General features: G+C 72.9%; 19 protein-coding genes and 1 pseudogene. 11 read left to right on the forward strand and 9 right to left on the reverse strand.

Features of this window, described 5'->3' with window-relative positions:
* Positions 1 to 157 precede the first annotated feature (157 nt).
* Entirely contained in the window at positions 158 to 1,639 is a 1,482-nt protein-coding gene (locus K1X13_RS09825; protein ID WP_308249486.1) for a DEAD/DEAH box helicase, read from the forward strand.
* A 131-nt stretch (positions 1,640 to 1,770) separates the two neighbouring features.
* Positions 1,771 to 2,157 carry a VOC family protein gene (locus K1X13_RS09830; RefSeq protein ID WP_221024911.1) on the forward strand — a complete coding sequence of 129 codons (387 nt, stop codon included), beginning with the start codon at positions 1,771 to 1,773 and terminating at the stop codon, positions 2,155 to 2,157.
* Between the two features lie 13 nt (positions 2,158 to 2,170).
* On the opposite strand, the gene K1X13_RS09835 is transcribed toward K1X13_RS09830, so the two are convergent.
* The 3 genes from K1X13_RS09835 to K1X13_RS09845 form a co-directional block, all read right to left on the reverse strand.
* Positions 2,171 to 3,190, reverse strand: a complete 1,020-nt coding sequence (locus K1X13_RS09835) for a TerC/Alx family metal homeostasis membrane protein (RefSeq protein WP_221024912.1) — start codon at positions 3,188 to 3,190, stop codon at positions 2,171 to 2,173.
* A gap of 165 nt (positions 3,191 to 3,355) precedes the next feature.
* Positions 3,356 to 3,952, reverse strand: coding sequence for a class I SAM-dependent methyltransferase (locus tag K1X13_RS09840; protein WP_221024913.1), 597 nt, complete (start codon positions 3,950 to 3,952; stop codon positions 3,356 to 3,358).
* A gap of 2 nt (positions 3,953 to 3,954) precedes the next feature.
* Entirely contained in the window at positions 3,955 to 5,055 is a 1,101-nt protein-coding gene (locus tag K1X13_RS09845) for a citrate synthase 2 (protein WP_221024914.1), read from the reverse strand.
* A gap of 86 nt (positions 5,056 to 5,141) precedes the next feature.
* Here K1X13_RS09845 and pdxH point away from each other — a divergent pair, with 86 nt between their 5' ends.
* The 4 genes from pdxH (at position 5,142) to K1X13_RS19675 (ending at position 9,698) form a co-directional block, all read left to right on the forward strand.
* Positions 5,142 to 5,786, forward strand: a complete 645-nt coding sequence (pdxH, locus tag K1X13_RS09850; RefSeq protein WP_221024915.1) for a pyridoxamine 5'-phosphate oxidase — start codon at positions 5,142 to 5,144, stop codon at positions 5,784 to 5,786.
* A gap of 379 nt (positions 5,787 to 6,165) precedes the next feature.
* On the forward strand, positions 6,166 to 7,389 hold the full coding sequence (locus K1X13_RS09855) for an MFS transporter (RefSeq protein WP_221024916.1): 1,224 nt from the start codon (positions 6,166 to 6,168) through the stop codon (positions 7,387 to 7,389).
* Between the two features lie 222 nt (positions 7,390 to 7,611).
* Positions 7,612 to 9,222 (forward strand): MDR family MFS transporter, encoded by a 1,611-nt coding sequence (locus K1X13_RS09860; RefSeq protein WP_308249487.1) that lies wholly within the window; start codon positions 7,612 to 7,614, stop codon positions 9,220 to 9,222.
* The gene (locus K1X13_RS19675; RefSeq protein ID WP_221024917.1) at positions 9,219 to 9,698 is read left to right on the forward strand and encodes a MarR family winged helix-turn-helix transcriptional regulator; all 480 of its coding nucleotides are present in this window, start codon (positions 9,219 to 9,221) and stop codon (positions 9,696 to 9,698) included. The genes K1X13_RS09860 and K1X13_RS19675 overlap by 4 nt, the downstream gene beginning before the upstream one ends.
* A 3-nt stretch (positions 9,699 to 9,701) precedes the next feature.
* Here K1X13_RS19675 and K1X13_RS09870 read toward each other — a convergent pair whose 3' ends face one another.
* The 3 genes from K1X13_RS09870 to K1X13_RS09880 form a co-directional block, all read right to left on the reverse strand.
* A complete protein-coding gene (locus tag K1X13_RS09870) occupies positions 9,702 to 11,270 on the reverse strand; it encodes a glycoside hydrolase family 13 protein (protein WP_308249488.1) in 1,569 nt (522 codons plus the stop codon).
* A 170-nt stretch (positions 11,271 to 11,440) separates the two neighbouring features.
* Positions 11,441 to 12,253, reverse strand: coding sequence for a hypothetical protein (locus K1X13_RS09875; RefSeq protein ID WP_221024918.1), 813 nt, complete (start codon positions 12,251 to 12,253; stop codon positions 11,441 to 11,443).
* 2 nt (positions 12,254 to 12,255) lie between these two features.
* Positions 12,256 to 13,632: a cryptochrome/photolyase family protein gene (locus tag K1X13_RS09880; protein WP_221024919.1), complete on the reverse strand. Its 1,377-nt coding sequence runs from the start codon at positions 13,630 to 13,632 to the stop codon at positions 12,256 to 12,258.
* 40 nt (positions 13,633 to 13,672) lie between these two features.
* Here K1X13_RS09880 and K1X13_RS09885 point away from each other — a divergent pair, with 40 nt between their 5' ends.
* The 3 genes from K1X13_RS09885 (at position 13,673) to K1X13_RS09895 (ending at position 16,209) form a co-directional block, all read left to right on the forward strand.
* On the forward strand, positions 13,673 to 14,371 hold the full coding sequence (locus tag K1X13_RS09885) for an iron-dependent transcriptional repressor DtxR (protein ID WP_225914931.1): 699 nt from the start codon (positions 13,673 to 13,675) through the stop codon (positions 14,369 to 14,371).
* 132 nt (positions 14,372 to 14,503) lie between these two features.
* On the forward strand, positions 14,504 to 15,409 hold the full coding sequence (locus K1X13_RS09890) for an ABC transporter ATP-binding protein (RefSeq protein WP_221024921.1): 906 nt from the start codon (positions 14,504 to 14,506) through the stop codon (positions 15,407 to 15,409).
* Positions 15,406 to 16,209, forward strand: coding sequence for an ABC transporter permease (locus tag K1X13_RS09895; RefSeq protein ID WP_221024922.1), 804 nt, complete (start codon positions 15,406 to 15,408; stop codon positions 16,207 to 16,209). The genes K1X13_RS09890 and K1X13_RS09895 overlap by 4 nt, the downstream gene beginning before the upstream one ends.
* A gap of 125 nt (positions 16,210 to 16,334) precedes the next feature.
* Here the strand turns inward: K1X13_RS09895 and K1X13_RS09900 are convergent, their stop codons facing one another.
* Positions 16,335 to 17,204: an NAD-dependent protein deacetylase gene (locus tag K1X13_RS09900; RefSeq protein WP_308249489.1), complete on the reverse strand. Its 870-nt coding sequence runs from the start codon at positions 17,202 to 17,204 to the stop codon at positions 16,335 to 16,337.
* A 9-nt stretch (positions 17,205 to 17,213) separates the two neighbouring features.
* On the opposite strand from K1X13_RS09900, the gene K1X13_RS09905 reads away from it, so the two are divergent.
* Together K1X13_RS09905 and K1X13_RS19100 are read left to right on the forward strand one after the other, a co-directional pair.
* On the forward strand, positions 17,214 to 18,044 hold the full coding sequence (locus K1X13_RS09905; protein WP_221024923.1) for an HAD-IIA family hydrolase: 831 nt from the start codon (positions 17,214 to 17,216) through the stop codon (positions 18,042 to 18,044).
* A gap of 61 nt (positions 18,045 to 18,105) precedes the next feature.
* Positions 18,106 to 18,807 (forward strand): hypothetical protein, encoded by a 702-nt coding sequence (locus K1X13_RS19100; protein WP_225915314.1) that lies wholly within the window; start codon positions 18,106 to 18,108, stop codon positions 18,805 to 18,807.
* 171 nt (positions 18,808 to 18,978) lie between these two features.
* Here K1X13_RS19100 and K1X13_RS19105 read toward each other — a convergent pair.
* Together K1X13_RS19105 and K1X13_RS09915 are read right to left on the reverse strand one after the other, a co-directional pair.
* Positions 18,979 to 19,485, reverse strand: a pseudogene (locus K1X13_RS19105) (protein-L-isoaspartate O-methyltransferase family protein); the annotation flags it as partial.
* On the reverse strand, positions 19,482 to 19,748 hold the full coding sequence (locus K1X13_RS09915; RefSeq protein ID WP_221024924.1) for a DUF2277 domain-containing protein: 267 nt from the start codon (positions 19,746 to 19,748) through the stop codon (positions 19,482 to 19,484). The pseudogene K1X13_RS19105 and the gene K1X13_RS09915, both read right to left, overlap by 4 nt.
* Between the last annotated feature and the right edge of the window lie 22 nt (positions 19,749 to 19,770).

Raw genomic sequence — 19,770 nt, forward strand, 5'->3', positions numbered from 1 at the left:
CAGTTCTGCCTCGGGCCGGCTTTCTTGTGTCATCCACCAAGCGCCGCGGGCACCGTTTCCCGCGCCGGGCAGGACGACCCTTCTACTTTTCGGAGCTTCCCCTATGGCGGACAACCGCCCCAGCACCCTGTCCTCTTCCCGTACTGAACCCACCGACGTGACCTTCGCCGGCCTCGGCCTGCCGCCGGTCCTCGTGGAGACACTGGCCGCCGCCGGCATCGACGCGCCGTTCCCGATCCAGGCCGCGACGCTCCCGGACTCGCTCAAGGGCCGCGACGTCCTGGGCCGCGGCCGGACCGGCTCCGGCAAGACCTACGCGTTCCTGCTGCCGGTCCTGACCCGCCTCGCGTCGAGCACCTCCAAGCGCCGCCCTAACCGGCCGCGCGCGCTGATCCTCGCCCCGACCCGCGAGCTCGCCAGCCAGATCGAGGCCGCGCTCGCGCCGCTCGCGAAGGAGATGTCGCTCAAGACGCTGACCGTCTTCGGTGGCGTGCGCCCCAACCCGCAGATCCAGGGCCTGCGCGCCGGCGTCGACGTGCTCATCGCCTGCCCCGGCCGGCTCGCCGACCACATGCAGTCCGGTCACGTCGACCTCGGCTCGGTGGAGATCACCGTCCTCGACGAGGCCGACCACATGGCCGACCTCGGCTTCCTGCCGGTCGTCCGTCGCCTGCTCGACAAGACCCCCGGCGACGGGCAGCGCCTGCTGTTCTCCGCCACGCTCGACGCCGGCGTCGACGTCCTGGTCAAGCGCTACCTGCACGACCCGGTCGTGCACAGCGTCGACTCGGCCCAGTCGCCGGTCACCAAGATGACCCACCACGTGCTGCACGTCGAGAAGGAGACGCGGCTCCCCGTGATCGCCGACCTCGCCGCGGCCCCGGGCCGGACCGTCGTGTTCACCCGGACCAAGCACGGCGCCAAGGCGCTCGCCCGGCAGCTCAACGCCAAGGGCGTGCCCGCGGTCGAGCTGCACGGCAACCTGTCGCAGAACGCGCGGACCCGGAACCTCACCGCCTTCTCGGAGGGCAACGCCACCACCTTGGTCGCCACCGACATCGCGGCGCGCGGCATCCACGTGGACGACGTCAGCCTCGTCGTGCACGCGGACCCGCCGGTCGAGCACAAGGCGTACCTGCACCGCTCCGGCCGCACCGCGCGGGCCGGCGCCGAGGGCACCGTCGTCACGATGATGCTCGACGCGCAGGTCCCCGACGTCCGCGACCTGACCCGCAAGGCCGGGATCAAGCCCACCATCACGCGCGTCCGGCTCGGCGACCCCGTGCTGACCCAGATCGCCCCGGGCGAGCGCACCTTCGTCGAAGCGAGCGCGCTGCCCGCGGTGAGCGCCGAGACCCGCTCCGGCGGCCAGGCCCGCTCGGGTGGCGGCCGCTCCGGTGGTCGCTCCGGCGGCCGCTCCCGGTCCCGCTCGGGCGGCGGCTCCGGCAACGGCGCCCCGTCGGGTTCCGGCAACGGCGCCGGATCGGGCTCCCGCTCGGGTGGCTCGCGTCGTCGCTCCGGTGGTGGCTCGGGCGGTGCCGGCGGCACCTCGGCCCCCCGTCGTACGTCGGGCGGTCGCTCGGGCGGCTCCTCGTCGCACAGCGCCGCGTCGTTCTCCTCGGGCGGCCGCGGCCGCTGACCCTCGGCAGCCCTCACGCTCGTACGTCGCCCCTCCTCCGCTGCTCGCGGGGGAGGGGCGACGTCGTCCTGCCGGGGTGTCGGCGTCTCGTGCGAGGCTGGGCAGCACGGGACGAGGAGAGGGAGCCGCCGATGAGGATCAACCTGACGAGCGTGTACGTCGACGACCAGGAGAAGGCCCTGCGCTTCTACACCGAGGTGCTCGGGTTCGTGCCCAGGACCGACCTGCCGCTGGGGGAGTTCCGGTGGCTCACCGTGGCCTCGGCGGACGACCCGGACGGCATCGAGCTGCTCCTCGAGCCCGACCAGCACCCGGCGGCCCGGACGTTCAAGGACGCGCTGGTGGCCGACGGGATCCCCTTCACCTCCTTCGCGGTCGACGGCGTGACCGCGGAGTTCGAGCGGCTGCGCGCGCTCGGCGTCCGCTTCACCCAGGAGCCGCAGAGCCTCGGGCCGGTGACCACGGCGGTCCTCGACGACACCTGCGGCAACCTGATCCAGATCGCCGGGCAGGCCTGACGCCGTACCACGGTCAGACCGGGACCCGCTCGTCCTCGTTCCGGGCGCCGGTGCGGGTCGCCAGGAGGCTGGTCACCGTGGTCAGGGCCAGCACGCCCACGATCACGCCGAGGGAGAGCAGGGTCGGCACCTCCGGCACCGCGCTCCACCGTTCGTGGGCCCAGTGCAGGGCCAGCTTGGTGCCGATGAAGCCGAGGACGGCGGCCAGCCCGTAGCCGAGGTGGACGAGCCGGCTCAGCGCGCCCTCGAGCACGAAGTACAGCGCCCGCAGGCCGAGCAGGGCGAACGCGTTGGTGGCGAAGACCAGGAACGGGTCGCCCGTGATGCCGTAGACGGCGGGGACCGAGTCCACAGCGAAGACGACGTCCGTGGCGAGGACGGCCACCACCACCAGCGCGAACGGCGTCACCGCGCGTCGGCCGTCGACCCGGCTCAGGACCCGGGTGCCCTGGTAGTCCTCGGTGACCGGCACGAGCCTGCGCACCAGGCGGACACTGCGCAGGCGGGCGACGTCGACGTCGTGGTCGGTTCCGCGGATCGCGTCGCGCAGCACCTTCGCCGCGGTGACGAGCAGGATGACCCCGAAGACCAGGAACATCGCGTCGAAGCGGCTCAGCGCGGCCGCGCCCAGGGCGATGAACACGCCGCGGAGGACGAGTGCGCCGACGATGCCGTAGAGCAGCACCCGCTGCTGCAGGGCCTTCGGTACCGCGAAGGCGCCCAGCAGCAGCATGAACACGAAGAGGTTGTCGACGCTCAGCGACTTCTCCACGAGGTAGCCGGTGAGGTACTCCAGCCCCCGGTCGGTGCCGAAGCGCCACCAGACGAACCCGCCGAAGGCGAGGGGGAGCGCGACGTAGAAGGCCGACCAGGCGAGCGCCTCGCGCATCGCGACCTCGTGCGGCCGGCGGGTCAGGACGAAGTCGAGCGCGAGCAGCGCGACGACCAGACCGAGCGTCGTCGCCCAGAGCAGGGGCGTGCCGACGGAGTCGAGCGCGGTAGGGGCCGCGCCTGCGGCAACGGTCGAGAGCATGGGTCTCCTCAGACGGTGTCTGAGGTCTCCTTCACCTGCGGAGCAGGCGCCCGTCCGAGGCCTCGTGGGAGGCCGGAGTGACCGGAGCGGGCCAGGGAAGTACTCCCCTCGCCGGAAAGTCTAGCGAACGGGATGGGTATCGCCAACGGCCCGCGGTCGCCCGCCTCAGACCAGGCTGACCAGCAGGTAGCGCTCGTCCTCGATCTGCCGGCCCCACAGCACCGGGTCGGTGAGCCGCTGCACGGTCGCGTCCGAGCGGTGCTCGCGCACGAGCCGCTCGGTCTGCTCGGCGGTCAGCCCCGCCCCGGTGCTCCAGCTCCCCTCGACCAGGACCAGCCGGCCGCCGGGGCGCAGCAGCCGCACCCAGCGGGCCAGCGACGCGGACGGGTCGGGCAGTGCCCAGAGCACGTGCCGGGACAGCACGACGTCGTACGCCGCCCGCTCGAGCTCCGGGTCGGAGGCGTCGCCCTCGCGGAACGTCACCGGGACGTCCGCCGTCGCGGCCTTCCGGCGGGCGGCGTCGACCATCTCGCCGGAGAGGTCCACGCCGTCCACGGTGTGGCCCGCCTCGGCGAGCAGCACCGACAGGGTGCCGGTGCCGCAGCCGAGGTCCGCGACGCGGGCGGGCGCCGCCGGCAGGTGCGGCAGCAGCAGCTCGCGCCACGCGGCCCGGGTCGCCGGGTCACGCAGGCCGTGGTCGGGTTCCTGGTCGAAGACCGCGGCCTCGCGGTCCCACATCGCCCGCGTCCGCTGCAGGTCCATGCTCAGGCCCAGTCCTGGCTCCAGCCGTCGACGTCCTCCGCCTTGCGCGGGGCAGGGCCGACGTACTTCGCCGAGGGCCGGATCAGGCGGCCGGTGCGCTTCTGCTCCAGGATGTGCGCCGACCAGCCGCCGGTGCGGGCGCAGGTGAACATGGAGGTGAACATGTGCGGCGGGACCTCGGCGAAGTCCAGGACGATCGCCGCCCAGAACTCGACGTTGGTCTCGAGCACCCGGTCGGGGCGGCGCTCGCGGAGCTCGGCCAGCGCCGCCTTCTCGAGCGCCTCGGCGACCTCGTAGCGCGGAGCGCTGAGCTCCTGTGCCGTGCGTCGGAGCACCCGGGCGCGGGGGTCCTCGGCCCGGTACACCCGGTGTCCGAAGCCCATCAGCCGCTCCTTGTTGTCGAGCAGCTCCTTGACGTAGGAGCGGGCGTCGCCGCGCCGCTCGACCTCCTCGATCATGCCGAGCACGCGGGACGGCGCGCCGCCGTGCAGCGGGCCGCTCATCGCACCGATCGCGCCGGAGAACGCGGCGGCCACATCGGCGCCGGTCGAGGTGATCACCCGCGCGGTGAAGGTGGAGGCGTTCATGCCGTGCTCGGCGGCCGAGCTCCAGTACGCGTCGATCGCCTTGACGTGCTTGGGGTCGGCCTCGCCCTTCCAGCGGATCATAAACCGCTCGGCGAGCGTCCCGCCCTTGTCCACCTCGCGCTGCGAGACGACGGGCTTGTCGAGACCACGGGCGGCCTGCGCGGCGTACGACAGCACCATCACGGCGACCCGGCTGAGGTCCTCGCGGGCCTGCTCGTCGCTGATGTCGTAGGTCTGCCGCATCCCGAACGCGGGGGCGAGCATGGCGACCGCGGCCTGGACGTCGACGCGGATGTCGCCGGTGTGCACCGGGATGTTGTACGGCTCGGCGGGCGGCAGGCCCGGGTCGTAGGCGCCGTCGATCAGCAGGCCCCAGACCTTCTCGAAGGGGATCCGGCCGACGATCTCCTCGATGTCGACACCGCGGTAGCGCAGTGCGGAGCCTTCCTTGTCGGGCTCGGCAATCTCGGTCTCGAACGCGACCACGCCTTCAAGGCCGTGCTGAACCTCGCTCATCATGACTCCTTCGTCTCTGTGCAGTCCGCGTTGCATTGTGCACCGCGTGCACCCCCGGCGCCACGCGGGGCCGCTACATTCGGGGCGTGAAACCACGTGAGCTGAGTGACCTGCGCCGGGAGTACGCCGCCGGCGGGCTCGACGAGTCCGACCTCGAGACCGAGCCGGTGGCGATGTTCCGGCGCTGGATGCACGACGCGGTGGCCGCCGGGCTGCACGAGCCGAACGCGATGGTGCTCTCGACGGTGTCGGCCGAGGGGGCCCCGGCGTCGCGGATCGTGCTGCTCAAGGGGATCGACGAGCGCGGCTTCGTGTTCTTCACCAACTACGAGTCCCGCAAGGCCGACGACCTCGACGCCCGGCCGCGGTGCGCGCTGCTGTTCCCGTGGCACCCGCTCGAGCGGCAGGTGCGGGTCGAGGGCACCGCCACCCGGCTCAGCGAGCACGAGAACGACGTGTACTTCGGCAGCCGCCCCCGCGCGTCACAGCTCGGGGCGTGGGCGTCACCGCAGTCGGAGGTGATCCCGGACCGGTCCGTGCTCGAGGCGCGCTACGAGGAGGCCGCGGAGCGGTTCGGCGAGGGGGACGTGCCGCGGCCGGAGAACTGGGGCGGTTTCTGCGTGGTGCCGGAGCGGGTCGAGTTCTGGCAGGGTCGGCTCGGCCGGCTGCACGACCGGCTGCGCTACCGCCGTACGCCGTCGGGCTGGGCGGTGGAGCGGCTCGCGCCCTGACCCCCGCCGGCCAGGACACGGCGGTCGGTGGGAAAGCAGACGACCCGCAGGCGTTGTGGGTCCTCCCGCTCGAGGAGCGGGGCCCACTCTCCGGTCGGACGTGTCCGGAGCGCCTGCGGGTCGGGTGACTGCTTGGAATTGCCAGCTGCCCACATCCCGGTTGACGGGGGCTCAGTCGTGCTGGCCGGTGCGCTGCTAGCGAGCAGCCACCTCACGAGTCCGTAAAGAATTCACTTCTGGACCACCTCCTTCCTCGTGTCCGTCCACGGTACGTCGGCCCGCCCGCGGCCGACAAGGAGATTTCGCGGCATTTGAGAGGGTGAGCCTCGTGAGTGCACCGGTGAGACCGCGTCGAGGGGCCCGTTCCGTCCTCGCGACGGTGCTCACGGACGTCCGCCCGCTGAGGGTCTCCCCGGCCTACCGGCGGCTCTTCCTCGGCAACGCGGTGGCCCAGCTCGGCCAGCAGATGGCCAACGTGACGATCGCGGTGCAGGTGTACGCGCTCACCGGCTCGTCCTTCGCGGTCGGCCTGGTCGGGGTGTTCGCGCTGGTGCCGCTGGTGACGTTCGGGCTGTACGGCGGGGCGATCGCGGACGCCATGGACCGGCGCACCCTGGCCCTCGCCGCCTCGGGCGGGGCCTGGGCGGTCTCGCTGGTGCTCGCGGCGCAGGCGTTCCTGGGCAACACCGCGGTCGGGCTGCTCTACGCGTGCGTCGCGGTGCAGGCCGCCTGCTTCGCCGCGAACAGCCCGGCGCGCAACGCGATGGTCGCCCGGCTGCTCCCGGCCGAGCTGCTGCCGGCGGCGAGCGCGCTGAACATGGCGTCGTTCAACCTCGGCTTCACCGTGGGCCCGCTGCTCGGGGCCCTGCTGATCAAGTGGGGCGGCTTCGAGGCGGCGTACACGGTGGACGCGGTCACGTTCACCGCCACCCTCTACGCGCTGTGGCGGCTGCCGTCCATGCCGCCGGAGGAGGGCAGCCCCCGCGCCGGGCTCCGGTCGGTGCTGGACGGGCTGCGCTTCCTGCGGCGCTCGCCGAACCTGCGGATGACCTTCGTCCTCGACCTGTGCGCGATGGTCTTCGCGCACCCGCGCGCGGTCTTCCCGGCGCTGGCCTACAAGGTGTACGGCGGGGGAGCGGCCACCGTGGGCGTGCTCCAGGCGGCCCCCGCGTTCGGCGGGCTGGTCGCCTTCGCGCTCTCCGGCTGGGTGAGCCGGGTCCGGCTCCAGGGGCTCGCGATCGTCGTGTCGATCCTCGTCTACGGGCTCGCGATCGGGTCCGTGGGTCTCGCCTCCGCGCTCTGGGTGGGCGTGCTGTTCCTGGCCCTCGCCGGGGCGGCCGACGTGGTGAGCGCGGCGTACCGGTCGACGATCCTCCAGGTCGCCGCGCCCGACCAGCTCCGTGGCCGGCTGCAGGGCGTGTTCATCGTGGTGGTCTCCGGCGGGCCCCGTGCGGGGGACTTCCTGGTCGGCAGCGTCGGCGAGGCCACGTCGGAGCGGCTGGCGCTCGTGCTCGGCGGGCTGGCCTGCGTGGTCGGCGTGCTGGTCGCGGTCACCGTCCAGCGTGGGTTCCTCCGGTACGACGCGCGGCACCCGACGCCCTGACGCCGTACCTCCCGCGCGCCCGGCCGACCGGCGGCGCGGAGCCGTGGCGACCCTCACCTCACGTTTGGTTGCCGTACGCAACTACTCTCGATAAGGTTGTCCACGGCAACCAAGTGGGCCGCGGGCGGCGCAGCGGGTCGCGGAAGCCCGCCTCCCGGGCGCTGCTCACCGCTCCGACCCGACCACCCGCACCCCCGACGCACCACGCGAGGACCACTCCGTATGACCACCACCCCCACCGGCACCACTCCCGGCGCCACTCCCGGCACCCCGCCGGGCGCCCCGGCCGAGCCGATGGCGCACCGCGAGGTGCTCGAGGCCCTGTCCGGCCTGCTGCTCGGCCTCTTCGTGGCGATGCTCTCCTCCACGGTCGTGTCGAACGCGCTGCCGCGGATCGTCGCCGACCTCGGGGGCAGCGAGTCCGGCTACACCTGGGTGGTCGTGGCCACCCTGCTCACGACCACCGCCTCGACCCCGATCTGGGGCAAGCTCGCCGACCTGTTCAGCAAGAAGGTGCTCGTCCAGCTCGCGCTGGTGATCTTCGTGGTGGGCTCGATCCTGGCCGGGCTGGCGCCGAGCATGGGCTTCCTCATCGGCGCCCGCGCCGTCCAGGGCGTCGGCGTCGGCGCGATGACCGCGCTGGTGCAGGTCGTGATCGCCACGATCGTGTCCCCGCGTGAACGTGGCCGCTACTCCGGCTACCTCGGCGCCGTGTTCGCGCTGGCCACGGTCAGCGGCCCGCTCATCGGCGGCCTGATCGTCGACACCCCCTGGCTCGGCTGGCGCTGGTGCTTCTACGTCGGCATCCCGTTCGCCGCGCTCGCCTTCGTCGTGCTCCAGAAGACCCTGCACCTGCTCGTGGTCAGGCGCGACGTCTCCATCGACTTCTGGGGCGCCGGCCTGATCACCGGCGGCGTCTCGGTGCTGCTGATCTGGGTGTCGCTCGCGGGTCACGAGTTCGACTGGCTCTCGCTCACCACCGCCTGGATGGTGGGGCTCGGCGTGGTCCTGCTCGCCGCCGCGGTCCACACCGAGTCCCGGGTCCGCGAGCCGATCATCCCGCTGCGGCTCTTCCGCGACCGCACCACGAGCCTCTCGGTCTTCGCCAGCGTCATGGTGGGCCTGGCGATGTTCGGGTCGACGGTCTTCCTGTCGCAGTACTTCCAGATCGCCCGCGGCATGTCGCCGACCCGGGCTGGCCTGATGTCGCTCGCGCTCGTCGGGGGCCTGCTGGTCTCCAGCATCGCGACCGGGCGGATCATCAGCGCCTCCGGCCTGTGGAAGCGCTACCTCGTCGGCGGCACGTCGATGATGGTCGTCGGCCTGCTCCTGCTCGGCACGATCGACGCGCACACCAGCCTGTGGGTGGTCGGCGCCTTCATGGCCGTGCTCGGTCTCGGCATGGGCGCCACCATGCAGAACCTGGTGCTCGCGGTGCAGAACAACGCCGCCCAGTCCGACATCGGCGCCGCCAGCTCGCTGGTGGCCTTCTTCCGCACCATGGGCGGCTCGATCGGGGTGTCCGTGCTCGGCGCGATCCTCGGCCACCGGGTCAGCGACAGCGTGCTGACGGGCCTCGCCCGGCTCGGCGTCCCGGCCACGTCCGAGGGGGCCAGCCGTGCGATCCCGGACATGGCGGCGCTGCCGGCCCCGGTGCGCGCGGTCTTCGAGGACGCGTTCGGCGCGGCCACCGGGCACATCTTCCTGGTCGCGGCGCCGTTCGCGCTGCTCGCGCTGGTCGCGGTGCTGTTCATCCGCGAGGTGCCGCTGCGCACCACCATCGAGCGCCAGGACGAGCTCGAGGAGCTCCCGCGCGAGCCGGCCACCGCGTGACGGCGGGGGAGGTCGCTGCGGCGACGGACGCCACGCGCGCGGGCACCACGCAGGCGCTGAGGGACATCGAGCGCGAGCTCGGCGTCCTGCTGCACCGGGTACGGCGCCGTACCGCGGAGAACGCGCAGGCGGTCGACCCCGGGCTGCAGCCCGCGGCCTACCCGGTGCTGCTGTACGTCGTCGAGCACGAGGGGGTCCGCGCCGCCGCCATCGTCGAGCACTTCGGCATCGACAAGGGGGCGGTGAGCCGGCACGTCGGCCACCTCGAGGCGCTCGGTCTGGTCACCCGCTCGTGCGACCCCGACGACCGTCGGGCGCAGGTGCTGGTCGCCACCGCCACCGGCCAGGAGCGGGTCCGGTCGCTGCAGGCCGAGCGCCGCCGGGTGTTCGCCGACCGGCTCTCGGACTGGAGCGAGGAGGAGCTCGCCGACCTGGCCGGCCGGCTCGCCCGCTACAACGCCGCGCTCGGCGGCTGAGGCTCAGGCCGGGAGGAACCAGGCCGCGGTGTCCGGCGGCAGGGTGCCCGCCGCGCCCACCGGGCCGCTGGAGAGCACCAGCTCGCCGGCCTCGGCCGGGAGCCGGGCCGCGCGCGACCCGCAGTTGACCATGCAGACGAAGCCGTCGCCGCGGCGGAAGGCCAGCGTGCCGGGGGCGGTGGTGAGCCAGGTGACCTCGTCGCCGACCCCGGCGGTCAGCCGGCGCCGGGCCCGCAGCGCCTTGCGGTAGAAGCTCAGCGTGGAGTCGGGGGCCTGCTCCTGGGCCTCGACGGTGAGGTCCTTCCAGGACGCCGGCTGCGGGAGCCACGGCTGGCCCTGGCCGGGGCCGAACCCGAAGGGCGCCTCGGCGCCCGACCACGGCATCGGCACCCGGCAGCCGTCGCGGCCCTCGTCGGCGCCGCGGTGGTACGACGGGTCCTGCTTGTGCTCGTGCGGCACCTCGACCTGCTCCAGGCCGAGCTCCTCGCCCTGGTAGATGTAGGAGCCGCCCGGGAGGGCGAGCATGGCCAGCAGCGCGGCCCGGCCGCGGGCGAGCCCCCGCTCCCCGCCGCCGTACCGGGTCACGTGCCGGACCACGTCGTGGTTGGACAGCACCCAGGTGGCGCTCGCGCCGACGAGGCCGACCGCGGCGAGGCTCTCGGTGATCACCCGGCGGAACGACGCCGCGCCCCAGGTCGCCCCGAGCCAGTGGAAGTTGAAGGTCTGGTGCAGCTCGTCGGCGCGGACGTAGCGGGCCATCGACTCGGGCGTGTTCGTCCACGCCTCCGCGACGGCCATCCGCTCCCCGTCGTACTCCTCGAGGATCTTGCGCCAGCGGCGGTACACCTCGTGCACCTCGGGCTGGTCCCACATCGGCATCCACTGACCGCGCTTCTTGTCGGGCAGGTCGAGGGGGTTGTAGAGGCCGTGCGCGACGTCGATCCGGAAGCCGTCCACGCCGCGGTCGAGCCAGAAGCGGAGCACGGACTCCAGCTCGTCGCCGACCTCGGCGTTCCACCAGTTCAGGTCCGGCTGGGTCGGGTCGAACATATGCAGGTACCACTGGCCGGGCTCGCCGTCGGGGCCCGGGACGCGGGTCCACGCGGGGCCGCCGAAGATCGACTGCCAGTTGTTCGGCGGGCGGTTGCCGCCGCGCCCGGCGCCGTCGCGGAAGACGTAGCGGTCCCGGGCGGGGGAGCCCGGCTCGGCGGCCAGGGCCTCGCGGAACCACGGGTGCTCGCTGGAGGTGTGGTTGGGGACCAGGTCCACGATGACGCGCAGGCCGAGGTCGTGCGCCTTCGCCAGCATGGAGTCGAAGTCGGCGAGCGAGCCGAACAGCGGGTCCACGTCGCGGTAGTCGGCGACGTCGTAGCCGTGGTCGTTCTGCGGCGAGGTGTAGAACGGCGTGATCCACACCGAGTCGACGCCGAGGTCGTGGAGGTAGGGCAGCCGCTGCTCGATGCCGGCCATGTCGCCCACGCCGTCGCCGTCCCCGTCGGCGAAGCTGCGGACATAGATCTGGTAGCAGACGGAGTGCTTCCACCACGGGCTGCTGCTGGAGTTGATTTGCACGTTCCAATCCCAAGGCCGGCAGGGGTTCCGTGTCAAACGAGGGGCTCGTACGGCGGACGGGCGGGCGGCGCGGGCAGGGGCACACGTGTGCGGTTGTGACACGTCGTGCGCGCGCCGGGGTGTCACACCGGCACACGTGTGTGCGGTTCTGCCCGCGGAGGGGGCAGGGTCTAGCCGAAGGCGGCGGGGTCGACCGCGATCCACACGTGCTGGGCCCGGGCCACGATCCGGCCGTCGCTGTCGTAGAGCGTGCTCGCGGTGAACGTCTTGCGCCCCTCGGTGCCCCGGGACGCGCCGACCACGACGTGCGGCTCGCCCACGACGGGGAGCGTGTCCACCTGCGCGGTCATCCGGCCGAGCACCATCCTGCGCTCCTCGATGCCGCCGCCCCAGCCGCCGACGCAGTCCAGCGCCGCCCAGAGCGTGGGCAGGCCGACCTTCTGCACGTCGTCGTCGAGCAGGTCCGAGGACTCCGCGAGGCGGGCGTGCGGCACCCACGCGGCGGCGACCCGGCCGCCGGGGACCGGCCCCGGGAAGATCCGCAGGCCCTCGCCCTCCGCACGGTCCGGGCCGCAGGAGAAGCAGGTCGGGAAGGGGTGCGAGGTGAAGCCGGCGAAGCGCTCCATCGCCTCGCTGGCCTCCGCCCGGCTCACCGCCTCGACGGTGTCGAGGTCGGCGTCGACGCAGACCGCCTCGGCGATCTTCGCCCCGCCCATGAGCAGCCGGGTGGCGGTCGTGCCGGTCACGTTGCCGGGGTCGTCGGCGGGCACGTGCTGCACGCGCATCGCGACGTCGAGCGGCGGCGGCTGGCGCAGGGTCACCTCCACCGCGGGGCAGCCCGGCGCGTGGGACACGGCGTGCGCCGTACCGCCCTGGACCCGCTCGGCGAGCAGCCCCGCGGTGTACCCGCCGTTGCCGGAGCCCGGCGGGCCGCAGAAGCGGCGCGGGACGGTCAGGTCGGTGTCGTACGTGGGACTGCTCATGCTCACTTCTTCAACCGGTCGAGTCGGGCCAGGGCCTCGCGACGCTCCTCCGCGTGGTCGACCAGGGGCTCGGGGTACCCCTCGGGGAGCCCGTCGGGGCGCGCCGCAGGCTCGTGAATGTACTGGTCCTCGACCTCGCGCAGCTCCTCGACCCACCGGCGGACGTACTCGCCCTTCGGGTCGAACTTCTGGCCCTGCGTGGTCGGGTTGAACACCCGGAAGTACGGCGCCGCGTCGGTGCCGCAGCCAGCCACCCACTGCCAGCCGTGCTGGTTGGAGGCGAGGTCGCCGTCGACGAGCCAGTGCATGAAGTGCCGCGCGCCGTGCTGCCACTCCAGGTGCAGGTCCTTGACCAGGAAGCTGGCCACGATCATCCGGACCCGGTTGTGGATCCAGCCGGTGGCGCGCAGCTGACGCATCCCGGCATCCACGATCGGGTAGCCGGTGCGGCCCTCCCGCCACGCCGCGAGGTCGCCGCCCGGCCCGTCGTACTCCATGCCGGCGAACTCCGCCTTGTAGTACTCCCGGGCGGTCTCGGGGAACCGGTGCAGCACGTCGGCGTAGAACTCGCGCCAGGCCAGCTCCGAGCGGTACGTCGACGCGCCCTGGCCGCGCCGCTGCGCGAGGTCGGCCAGCATCGTGCGCGGGTGGATCTCGCCCCACTTCAGGTGCACGGACATGTGCGAGGTGGTGTCCAGGTCGGGGCGGTCACGGTCCTCGCCGTACCGGTCGACGTCCTCCTCGAGGAACGCCCGCCACCGCTCGAGCGCGGCCTTCTCGCCGGCCTTCGGCAGGCTGAGCCCGGCGGGCGGCGTGGCGTCGGGGATGTCCCGGCCGTCGACGCCGAGCCAGGTCTGCCGGGTGCCGGGGCGCTCCACGGGGGCGCGCCAGCCGTGCTCGGCCCAGGCCCGCGCGAACGGTGTGTAGACCTTGTACCCCTCGCCGCTGCCGTTGCGGACCCGTCCGGGCGCGACGGCGTACGGCGACCCGAGGCGGTGCAGCTCGATCCCCTCGGCGGCGAGCGCCTCCTCGACGGCCTCGTCCCGGCGGACGCCGTACGGGCCGTAGTCGGCGGCGACGTGCACGGTGGTGGCGCCGACCTCCTTGGCGGCCCGGACAACCTGGCGGACCGGGTCGCCGCGGAGCACGGTGAGGTGGCCGCCGAGCGATTCGTCGAGGGCGTGCAGGGAGGCGGCGAGGTAGGCGCGCCGGGTCGGACCGGCCGGGCCCCACAGCTTCGGGTCGAGGACGAACAGCGGCAGCACGCCCGCGCCGTCGGCGGCGTCGCAGGCCGCCCGCAGCGCCGGGTTGTCTCCGAGACGAAGGTCACGGCGGAACCACATGACAGCGGGGGCCGGCCCCCCGGATTCGTCGGCCATGTCACTCACTGTGCCAGCGCCCCTCAACCGATGCGTCACAATGTGTCGCGTGAGCGACCTGATCGACACCACCGAGATGTACCTCCGCACGATCTACGAGCTCGTGGAGGAGGGGATCGTGCCGCTGCGTGCGCGGATCGCCGAGCGGCTCCACCAGAGCGGGCCGACCGTGAGCCAGACGGTGGCCCGGATGGAGCGCGACGGGCTGCTCACCGTCGAGGGGGACCGCCACCTGCAGCTGACCGACGACGGCCACCGGCTGGCCACCCGGGTGATGCGCAAGCACCGGCTCGCCGAGCGGCTGCTGACCGACGTGATCGGCCTGGACTGGGAGCTCGTGCACGCCGAGGCCTGCCGCTGGGAGCACGTGATGTCCGAGACCGTCGAGCGCCGGCTGATCGAGCTGCTCGGGCACCCGACCGAGTCGCCGTACGGCAACCCGATCCCCGGTCTGCACGAGCTCGGCGAGAGCAGCGGCGAGGAGGACTTCATGGACGGCGTGGAGCCTCTCGACAAGGTGGTCACCTCCGCGGAGGAGGTGCGGGTGATGGTCCGCCGGATCAGCGAGCCGATCCAGACCGACGAGGCGCTGATGGCCGCGCTGCGCCGGGTGGGGGCGCTGCCGGACAAGGTGGTGACCGCCGTGGCGGCGCCCGAGGGCGTGCTGCTCGGGTCGGGCGGCGAGACCGCCGAGATCGACCACGAGGCCGCCTCCCACATGTTCGTCCGCCGCCTCTGACCCTCGTTGAGGGGTCACTCGTGCGGCGTTGAGGCGTCAGTCGTGCGGGCTTGAGGCGTCAGTCGTTCCGGCGCCACGCCCTGCGAGACCCGTGCGTGCCGGATCGACCCGCCGCTCTGCTTGGATGAGCGCATGACACGGGAGGGGCTCCGGATCGACGTGGTCGGTCTGACCAAGATGTTCGGTGCCTTCAAGGCCGTCGACGACCTGTCGTTCTCGGTGCAGCCGGGCGTGGTCACCGGCTTCCTCGGCCCGAACGGCGCCGGCAAGACCACCACCCTGCGCTGCCTCCTCGGCCTGCTCGCGCCGACCGCGGGCTCGGCCACCATCGGCGGTCACCGCTACCGTGACCTGCCCGACCCGATCGGCACCGTCGGCGCGGCGCTCGAGGCGTCGAGCTTCCACCCCGGTCGTACGGCGCGCGCCCATCTCGAGGTGATGGCGCTCGGCGCGGGGATCGACCCGCGCCGAGCCGGCGAGATGCTCGCGCAGGTGGGGCTGACCGAGGTCGCGGACAAGCGTGTCGGCGGCTACTCCCTCGGCATGCGACAGCGGCTCGGCCTGGCTGCGGCCCTGCTCGGGGACCCGCCGGTGCTGATCCTCGACGAGCCGGCGAACGGCCTCGACCCCGCCGGGATCGCCTGGCTGCGGGAGTTCCTCCGGGCGCTCGCCCGCGAGGGCCGCACCGTGCTCATCTCCAGCCACGTGCTCAGCGAGGTGCAGCGGACCGTCGACGAGGTGGTCGTGCTCGCCCGGGGCAGGCTCGTGCGGCAGGGTCGTCTGGCCGACCTCGACAGCGGCCCCCGCGACGTACTCGTGCGCACCCCCGAGCCCGCCAAGCTGCGCGACGCGCTGGCCGCCGCGTCCCTCACCGTCACCGAGGACGGGTCGGGCCGGCTGCGGGTGGGCGGCGGTACGACGGAGCGGGTCGGCCACGCGGCGTACGTCGCCGGCGTCGAGCTGCACGAGCTGGTCGCGGAGGCCAGCCACCTCGAGCGGACGTTCCTCGAGCTGACCGAAGGAGACCGGACGCCGTGAGCACCACGTCGGCCGCACCGCTCGTGCGCGCGGAGTTCAAGAAGATCAGCTCCACCCGGCTGTGGTGGGGCCTGCTCGTCGGCGCCGTGGTGTTCAGCATGATCCAGGCCGCCGTCAACGCGGCCTTCGCCGGGATGGATCCGGGCGCGGGGCAGCCCGCGACCCCCGGGCTCGACACGCCCGAGGCGATCCGGTCGGTCTACGCGATGTCGATGTTCAGCGGTACCTACATCTTCGCGCTGATCCTCGGGATCACCGGGATGACCGGCGAGTACCGCTACCAGACGATCACCTCCACCTTCCTGGTCTCCCCGCGGCGGAGCCGGGTGGTCGTCGCGAAGATGCTTGCGCACCTGGTGATGGGGGCGTTCTTCGGCGTCGTCGCGCTCGCCGGCACGGTGCTCGCCGGCGCGGTCGTGATCGGGGTCCGGGGCGCCGATCTCGGGTTCGGGGCGGAGCGGCTGTGGCCGACGATGGGCCTCGCGGTGCTCGCGGTGGCGATCTGGACCCTGGTCGGGATCGGCATCGGGACGCTGATCCGCAACCAGATCGTGGCCATCCTGCTTGCGGTCTTCGTGACCTTCCTGATCGAGCCGATCCTCACGTTCGCGCTGGCCGCGATCGACCTGGACTGGCTCGTGAAGTGGCTCCCGACGAACGCCTCCTCGGCGCTGATGGCTCCAGGGAACACGCTGCTCGACTACCTCGACTGGTGGGTCGGCGGGCTCGTGCTCCTCGGGTACGGCCTGCTCCTCGCGGGACTCGGGATCGCTCTCTCGGTGCGCCGCGACGTGTCCTGACCCGGCGCGCTCTCTCGTTGAGAGGTCAGTCGTTCCGGGTCGAGAGGTCAGTCGTTCCGGCTTTGCCGTACGGCGAGGGCGCGGTCGCCGTACGACTGACGCCTCAACGCCGAACGACTGACCTCTCAACGCCGCACGAGTGACGCCTCGACGAGGGGGAGGAAGTCGGAGGTGCCGAGGTCCAGGCGGTACGACGCCAGCGGGTCGCCGCGGGTGGCGCCACGGTTCACGATCACCACCGGCTTCCCGAGCTTATGCGCGTGCCGCACGAACCTCAGGCCCGACATCACCGTCAGCGACGACCCGGCCACGAGCAGGGCGTCCGCCTCCTCGACCGCCTCGTAGCAGCGCAGCACCCGGTCCTTCGGCACGTTCTCCCCGAAGAACACCACGTCGGGCTTGAGCACCCCGCCGCACGCGTCGCACGACGGCACCCGGAAGTCCCGGGTGTCCGCGAGCTCCACGTCGCCGTCGGGACGCACCGCGACGTCCCCGTGCCGGCTCTCGAAGCCCGGGTTGAGCGCGGTGAGCCGGTCGTGCAGCGACCGGCGCGTCGTGCGCTCGCGACAGGACAGGCAGACCACGTCCGAGATCCGCCCGTGCAGCGCGTGCATCCGCCGCGACCCGGCCTGCTCGTGGAGCCCGTCCACGTTCTGCGTGATCAGCGTGGAGAGCACCCCGAGGTGCTCGAGCCGCGCCACCGCGTGGTGCCCCGCGTTCGGGACGGCCCGACGCATCCGCGACCAGCCGAGGTGCGAGCGCGCCCAGTACCGCTGCTGCGCCGTCCGGCCCGACACGAACTCCTGGTAGCTCATCGGCCTCCGCGCCGGCGCGTTCGGCCCGCGGTAGTCCGGGATCCCCGAGTCGGTGCTCAGCCCGGCCCCCGTCAGCGCCACGAAGCGGTGCGTGGTGAGCACGTGCAGGGCGGCGGCGACGTCGTACGACGCGCGGGGCACCGCGTCCTTCAGGTCCACGCCGTCCAGCGTACGTGCCACGATGAACCCATGACATCGCCCGCGAAACCGGTCAGGACCTGGCTCTCGGACATGGACGGCGTCCTCGTGCACGAGGAGGAGGCGATCCCCGGCGCGGCCGACTTCGTGAAGCGTCTGAGTGAGCGGGGACGCCCCTTCCTGCTGCTGACGAACAACTCGATCTTCACCCCGCGCGACCTCAAGGCCCGGCTCGCCCGCGGCGGGATCGACGTCCCGGAGAGCTCGATCTGGACCTCCGCGCTCGCCACCGCGCAGTTCCTCGACGACCAGCGCCCCGGCGGGTCGGCGTACGTGATCGGCGAGGCCGGCCTCACCACCGCGATGCACGAGATCGGCTACGTGCTGTCCGAGCGCGAGCCGGAGTACGTCGTGCTGGGGGAGACCCGCACCTACTCGTTCGAGGCGATCACGACCGCGATCCGGCTGATCGAGAAGGGCGCCCGGTTCATCGCGACGAACCCGGACCCGAGCGGCCCCTCGCCGCAGGGACCGATCCCGGCGACCGGGTCGGTGGCGGCGCTGATCACCCGGGCGACCGGCGTGGACCCGTACTTCGTGGGCAAGCCGAACCCGCTGATGATGCGCTCGGCGCTGAACCGGATCGACGCGCACTCCGAGACCACGGTGATGGTCGGCGACCGGATGGACACCGACATGATCTCGGGTCTCGAGGCCGGTCTGCGGACAGTACTGGTCTTGACCGGCTCCACCCGGGCGGAGCAGGTCGACCGGTTCCCCTACCGGCCCACGATGGTGCTGGACTCAGTGGCGGATCTCATCCCATTCGTGGACGAGTGGGACGATCCGGACAGCGAGGAAGTCGTCGACTTCGCTCGCTGAATCTTGCCGGATTCGTAGCGAGGATCGCCGTGGACGACGATCTCCGCATACCCTCTCTCGTATGCGTTCTGACTGGGTCCCGGTATCGGCTGCTGCCCTCGTGGCCGGAGTGATGGCCCTGGTCCTCGCGCAGATGCTCAACCCCTCGGGACCCAACGCCTCCCCGGCGGACCAGCTGATCGTCGCCTCCGCCAACCCGGGCCGCTGGCTGGCGATGAGCGTGCTGTTCTTCGGCGGCGCGGTGAGCCTGATCCTCGGGATGCCGGCCGTCCTCACACTCTTCGACTCCGCCCGTGGCCGTGGCCTCGGGCTGGTCGGCGTCGTGGTCTTCACCGTCGGCTGCGTCGGGGTCGCGGCCATGGCGGCCCTGATGCTGATGTTCCGGGCACTTGCCCTGGAGGCGCTCAGCAGCGACCGGGTCGAGGGCACGGAGCTCCTGCTCGTCAGCGCATCGCTCGAGAACACCGGTCTCAAGGTGATGCTCACCCTGTGGGGCTGGGGGTTCCTGGCCGGGGTGCTGCTCATCGCGCTGGGGCTGCTCCGCAGCAAGGCGACCGCCGCCTGGGTGCCGGGGCTGATCCTGCTGTTCCTGGCCGAGCAGGTCGTGCTGCCCGTGGTCCACGCCGACAGCGCGGAGAAGGTCGTCGCCTCGCTCGGGCTGATGCTGCTCGCGGCCGGGTTCACCGGGGTGGCGATGGCGGCCACCGCGCCGGAGCGTCGGGTCCGGGTCGTCGGCACGCTGCGCCGCCCCGTCGCGTCCTGACCCCGGGACCACGCCGACCCGTCGCCGTCCCGACCTCAGCGGCCCGGCTCGAGCAGCGGCCCGGCTCGAGCAGCGGCCCGGCTCGATCAGCGGCCCGAACGAGTAGTACCCCTCGCGCCGCACGGACGGCCGGTCCGCCGTACGACGGACGACGGTCATCCGGCCCGCGACCGGGACCACCATCACGCCGCCGACGCGCAGCTGCTCCACGAGCTGGTCCGGCAGCACCGAGGCCTCCGCGGACACCAGCACCCGGTCGAACGGCGCCTCCGCGGGGAGGCCGAGCGTGTCGGGCAGCGCGGGCTCGATCCGCGCCCAGGTCATCGCGTAGCCGGCCAGGTTCTGCCGCCCCCACGTCACCAGGGCGGGGACGATCTCGACCCCGACCACCGAACCCGCGGGGCCGACCAGGTCACCGAGCAGCGCGGTCGTCCAGCCCGACCCGCAGCCGACGTCGAGCACCCGCATCCCCGGTCCGACGTCGAGCAGCCGGAGCATGTCGCGCACGGTGCTGGGCTGGCTGTTGGTCTGGCCGTGCCCGATCCGGATCGCGGCGTCGGTCGCGGCGAACCGCCGCTGCCCCCACGGCAGGAAGTCGGCCCGGTCGACATGGTCGAACGCCGCCCGCAGCCGCGCCTCCCCGGTCGTCCCCGAGCCCGGCACGTCCGCACCGTTCACGCGTAGCGGGTCGCCGCCCGGGCCCGGGCCTTGGCCGCCTCGACCTCGCGGTCCTTGGGCGGCGCCGTGGTGGTGAGCTCCTCGAGCAGCCGCGCGGTGACCGCGGCGACGTCGTCCACGGCGCGGTCGAAGGCGTCCTGGTTGGCCTGCGAGGGCCGGGTGCTGCCGCTGATCTTGCGGACGTACTGCACCGCGGCGGCGCGCACCTCCTCACGGGTGGCGGGCGGCTCGAAGTTGTGGAGCGTCCGGATGTTCCTGCACATAGGCCGAGCCTACGACCGCCCG

It is taken from the genome of Nocardioides jiangsuensis, assembly GCF_019679455.1.
Taxonomy (GTDB): Bacteria; Actinomycetota; Actinomycetes; order Propionibacteriales; family Nocardioidaceae; genus Nocardioides_C; species Nocardioides_C jiangsuensis.

Excerpts from the sequence above, each read along its gene's own strand:
- K1X13_RS09830 (WP_221024911.1), top strand. The coding sequence starts at position 1,771 with ATGAGGATCAACCTGACGAGCGTGTACGTCGACGACCAGGAGAAGGCC.
- K1X13_RS09835 (WP_221024912.1), bottom strand. The coding sequence starts at position 3,190 with ATGCTCTCGACCGTTGCCGCAGGCGCGGCCCCTACCGCGCTCGACTCC.
- K1X13_RS09840 (WP_221024913.1), bottom strand. The coding sequence starts at position 3,952 with ATGGACCTGCAGCGGACGCGGGCGATGTGGGACCGCGAGGCCGCGGTC.
- K1X13_RS09845 (WP_221024914.1), bottom strand. The coding sequence starts at position 5,055 with ATGAGCGAGGTTCAGCACGGCCTTGAAGGCGTGGTCGCGTTCGAGACC.
- K1X13_RS09860 (WP_308249487.1), top strand. The coding sequence starts at position 7,612 with ATGACCACCACCCCCACCGGCACCACTCCCGGCGCCACTCCCGGCACC.
- K1X13_RS09875 (WP_221024918.1), bottom strand. The coding sequence starts at position 12,253 with ATGAGCAGTCCCACGTACGACACCGACCTGACCGTCCCGCGCCGCTTC.
- K1X13_RS09880 (WP_221024919.1), bottom strand. The coding sequence starts at position 13,632 with ATGGCCGACGAATCCGGGGGGCCGGCCCCCGCTGTCATGTGGTTCCGC.
- K1X13_RS09885 (WP_225914931.1), top strand. The coding sequence starts at position 13,673 with ATGTGTCGCGTGAGCGACCTGATCGACACCACCGAGATGTACCTCCGC.
- K1X13_RS09890 (WP_221024921.1), top strand. The coding sequence starts at position 14,504 with ATGACACGGGAGGGGCTCCGGATCGACGTGGTCGGTCTGACCAAGATG.
- K1X13_RS09905 (WP_221024923.1), top strand. The coding sequence starts at position 17,214 with ATGACATCGCCCGCGAAACCGGTCAGGACCTGGCTCTCGGACATGGAC.
- K1X13_RS19100 (WP_225915314.1), top strand. The coding sequence starts at position 18,106 with ATGCGTTCTGACTGGGTCCCGGTATCGGCTGCTGCCCTCGTGGCCGGA.
- K1X13_RS09915 (WP_221024924.1), bottom strand. The coding sequence starts at position 19,748 with ATGTGCAGGAACATCCGGACGCTCCACAACTTCGAGCCGCCCGCCACC.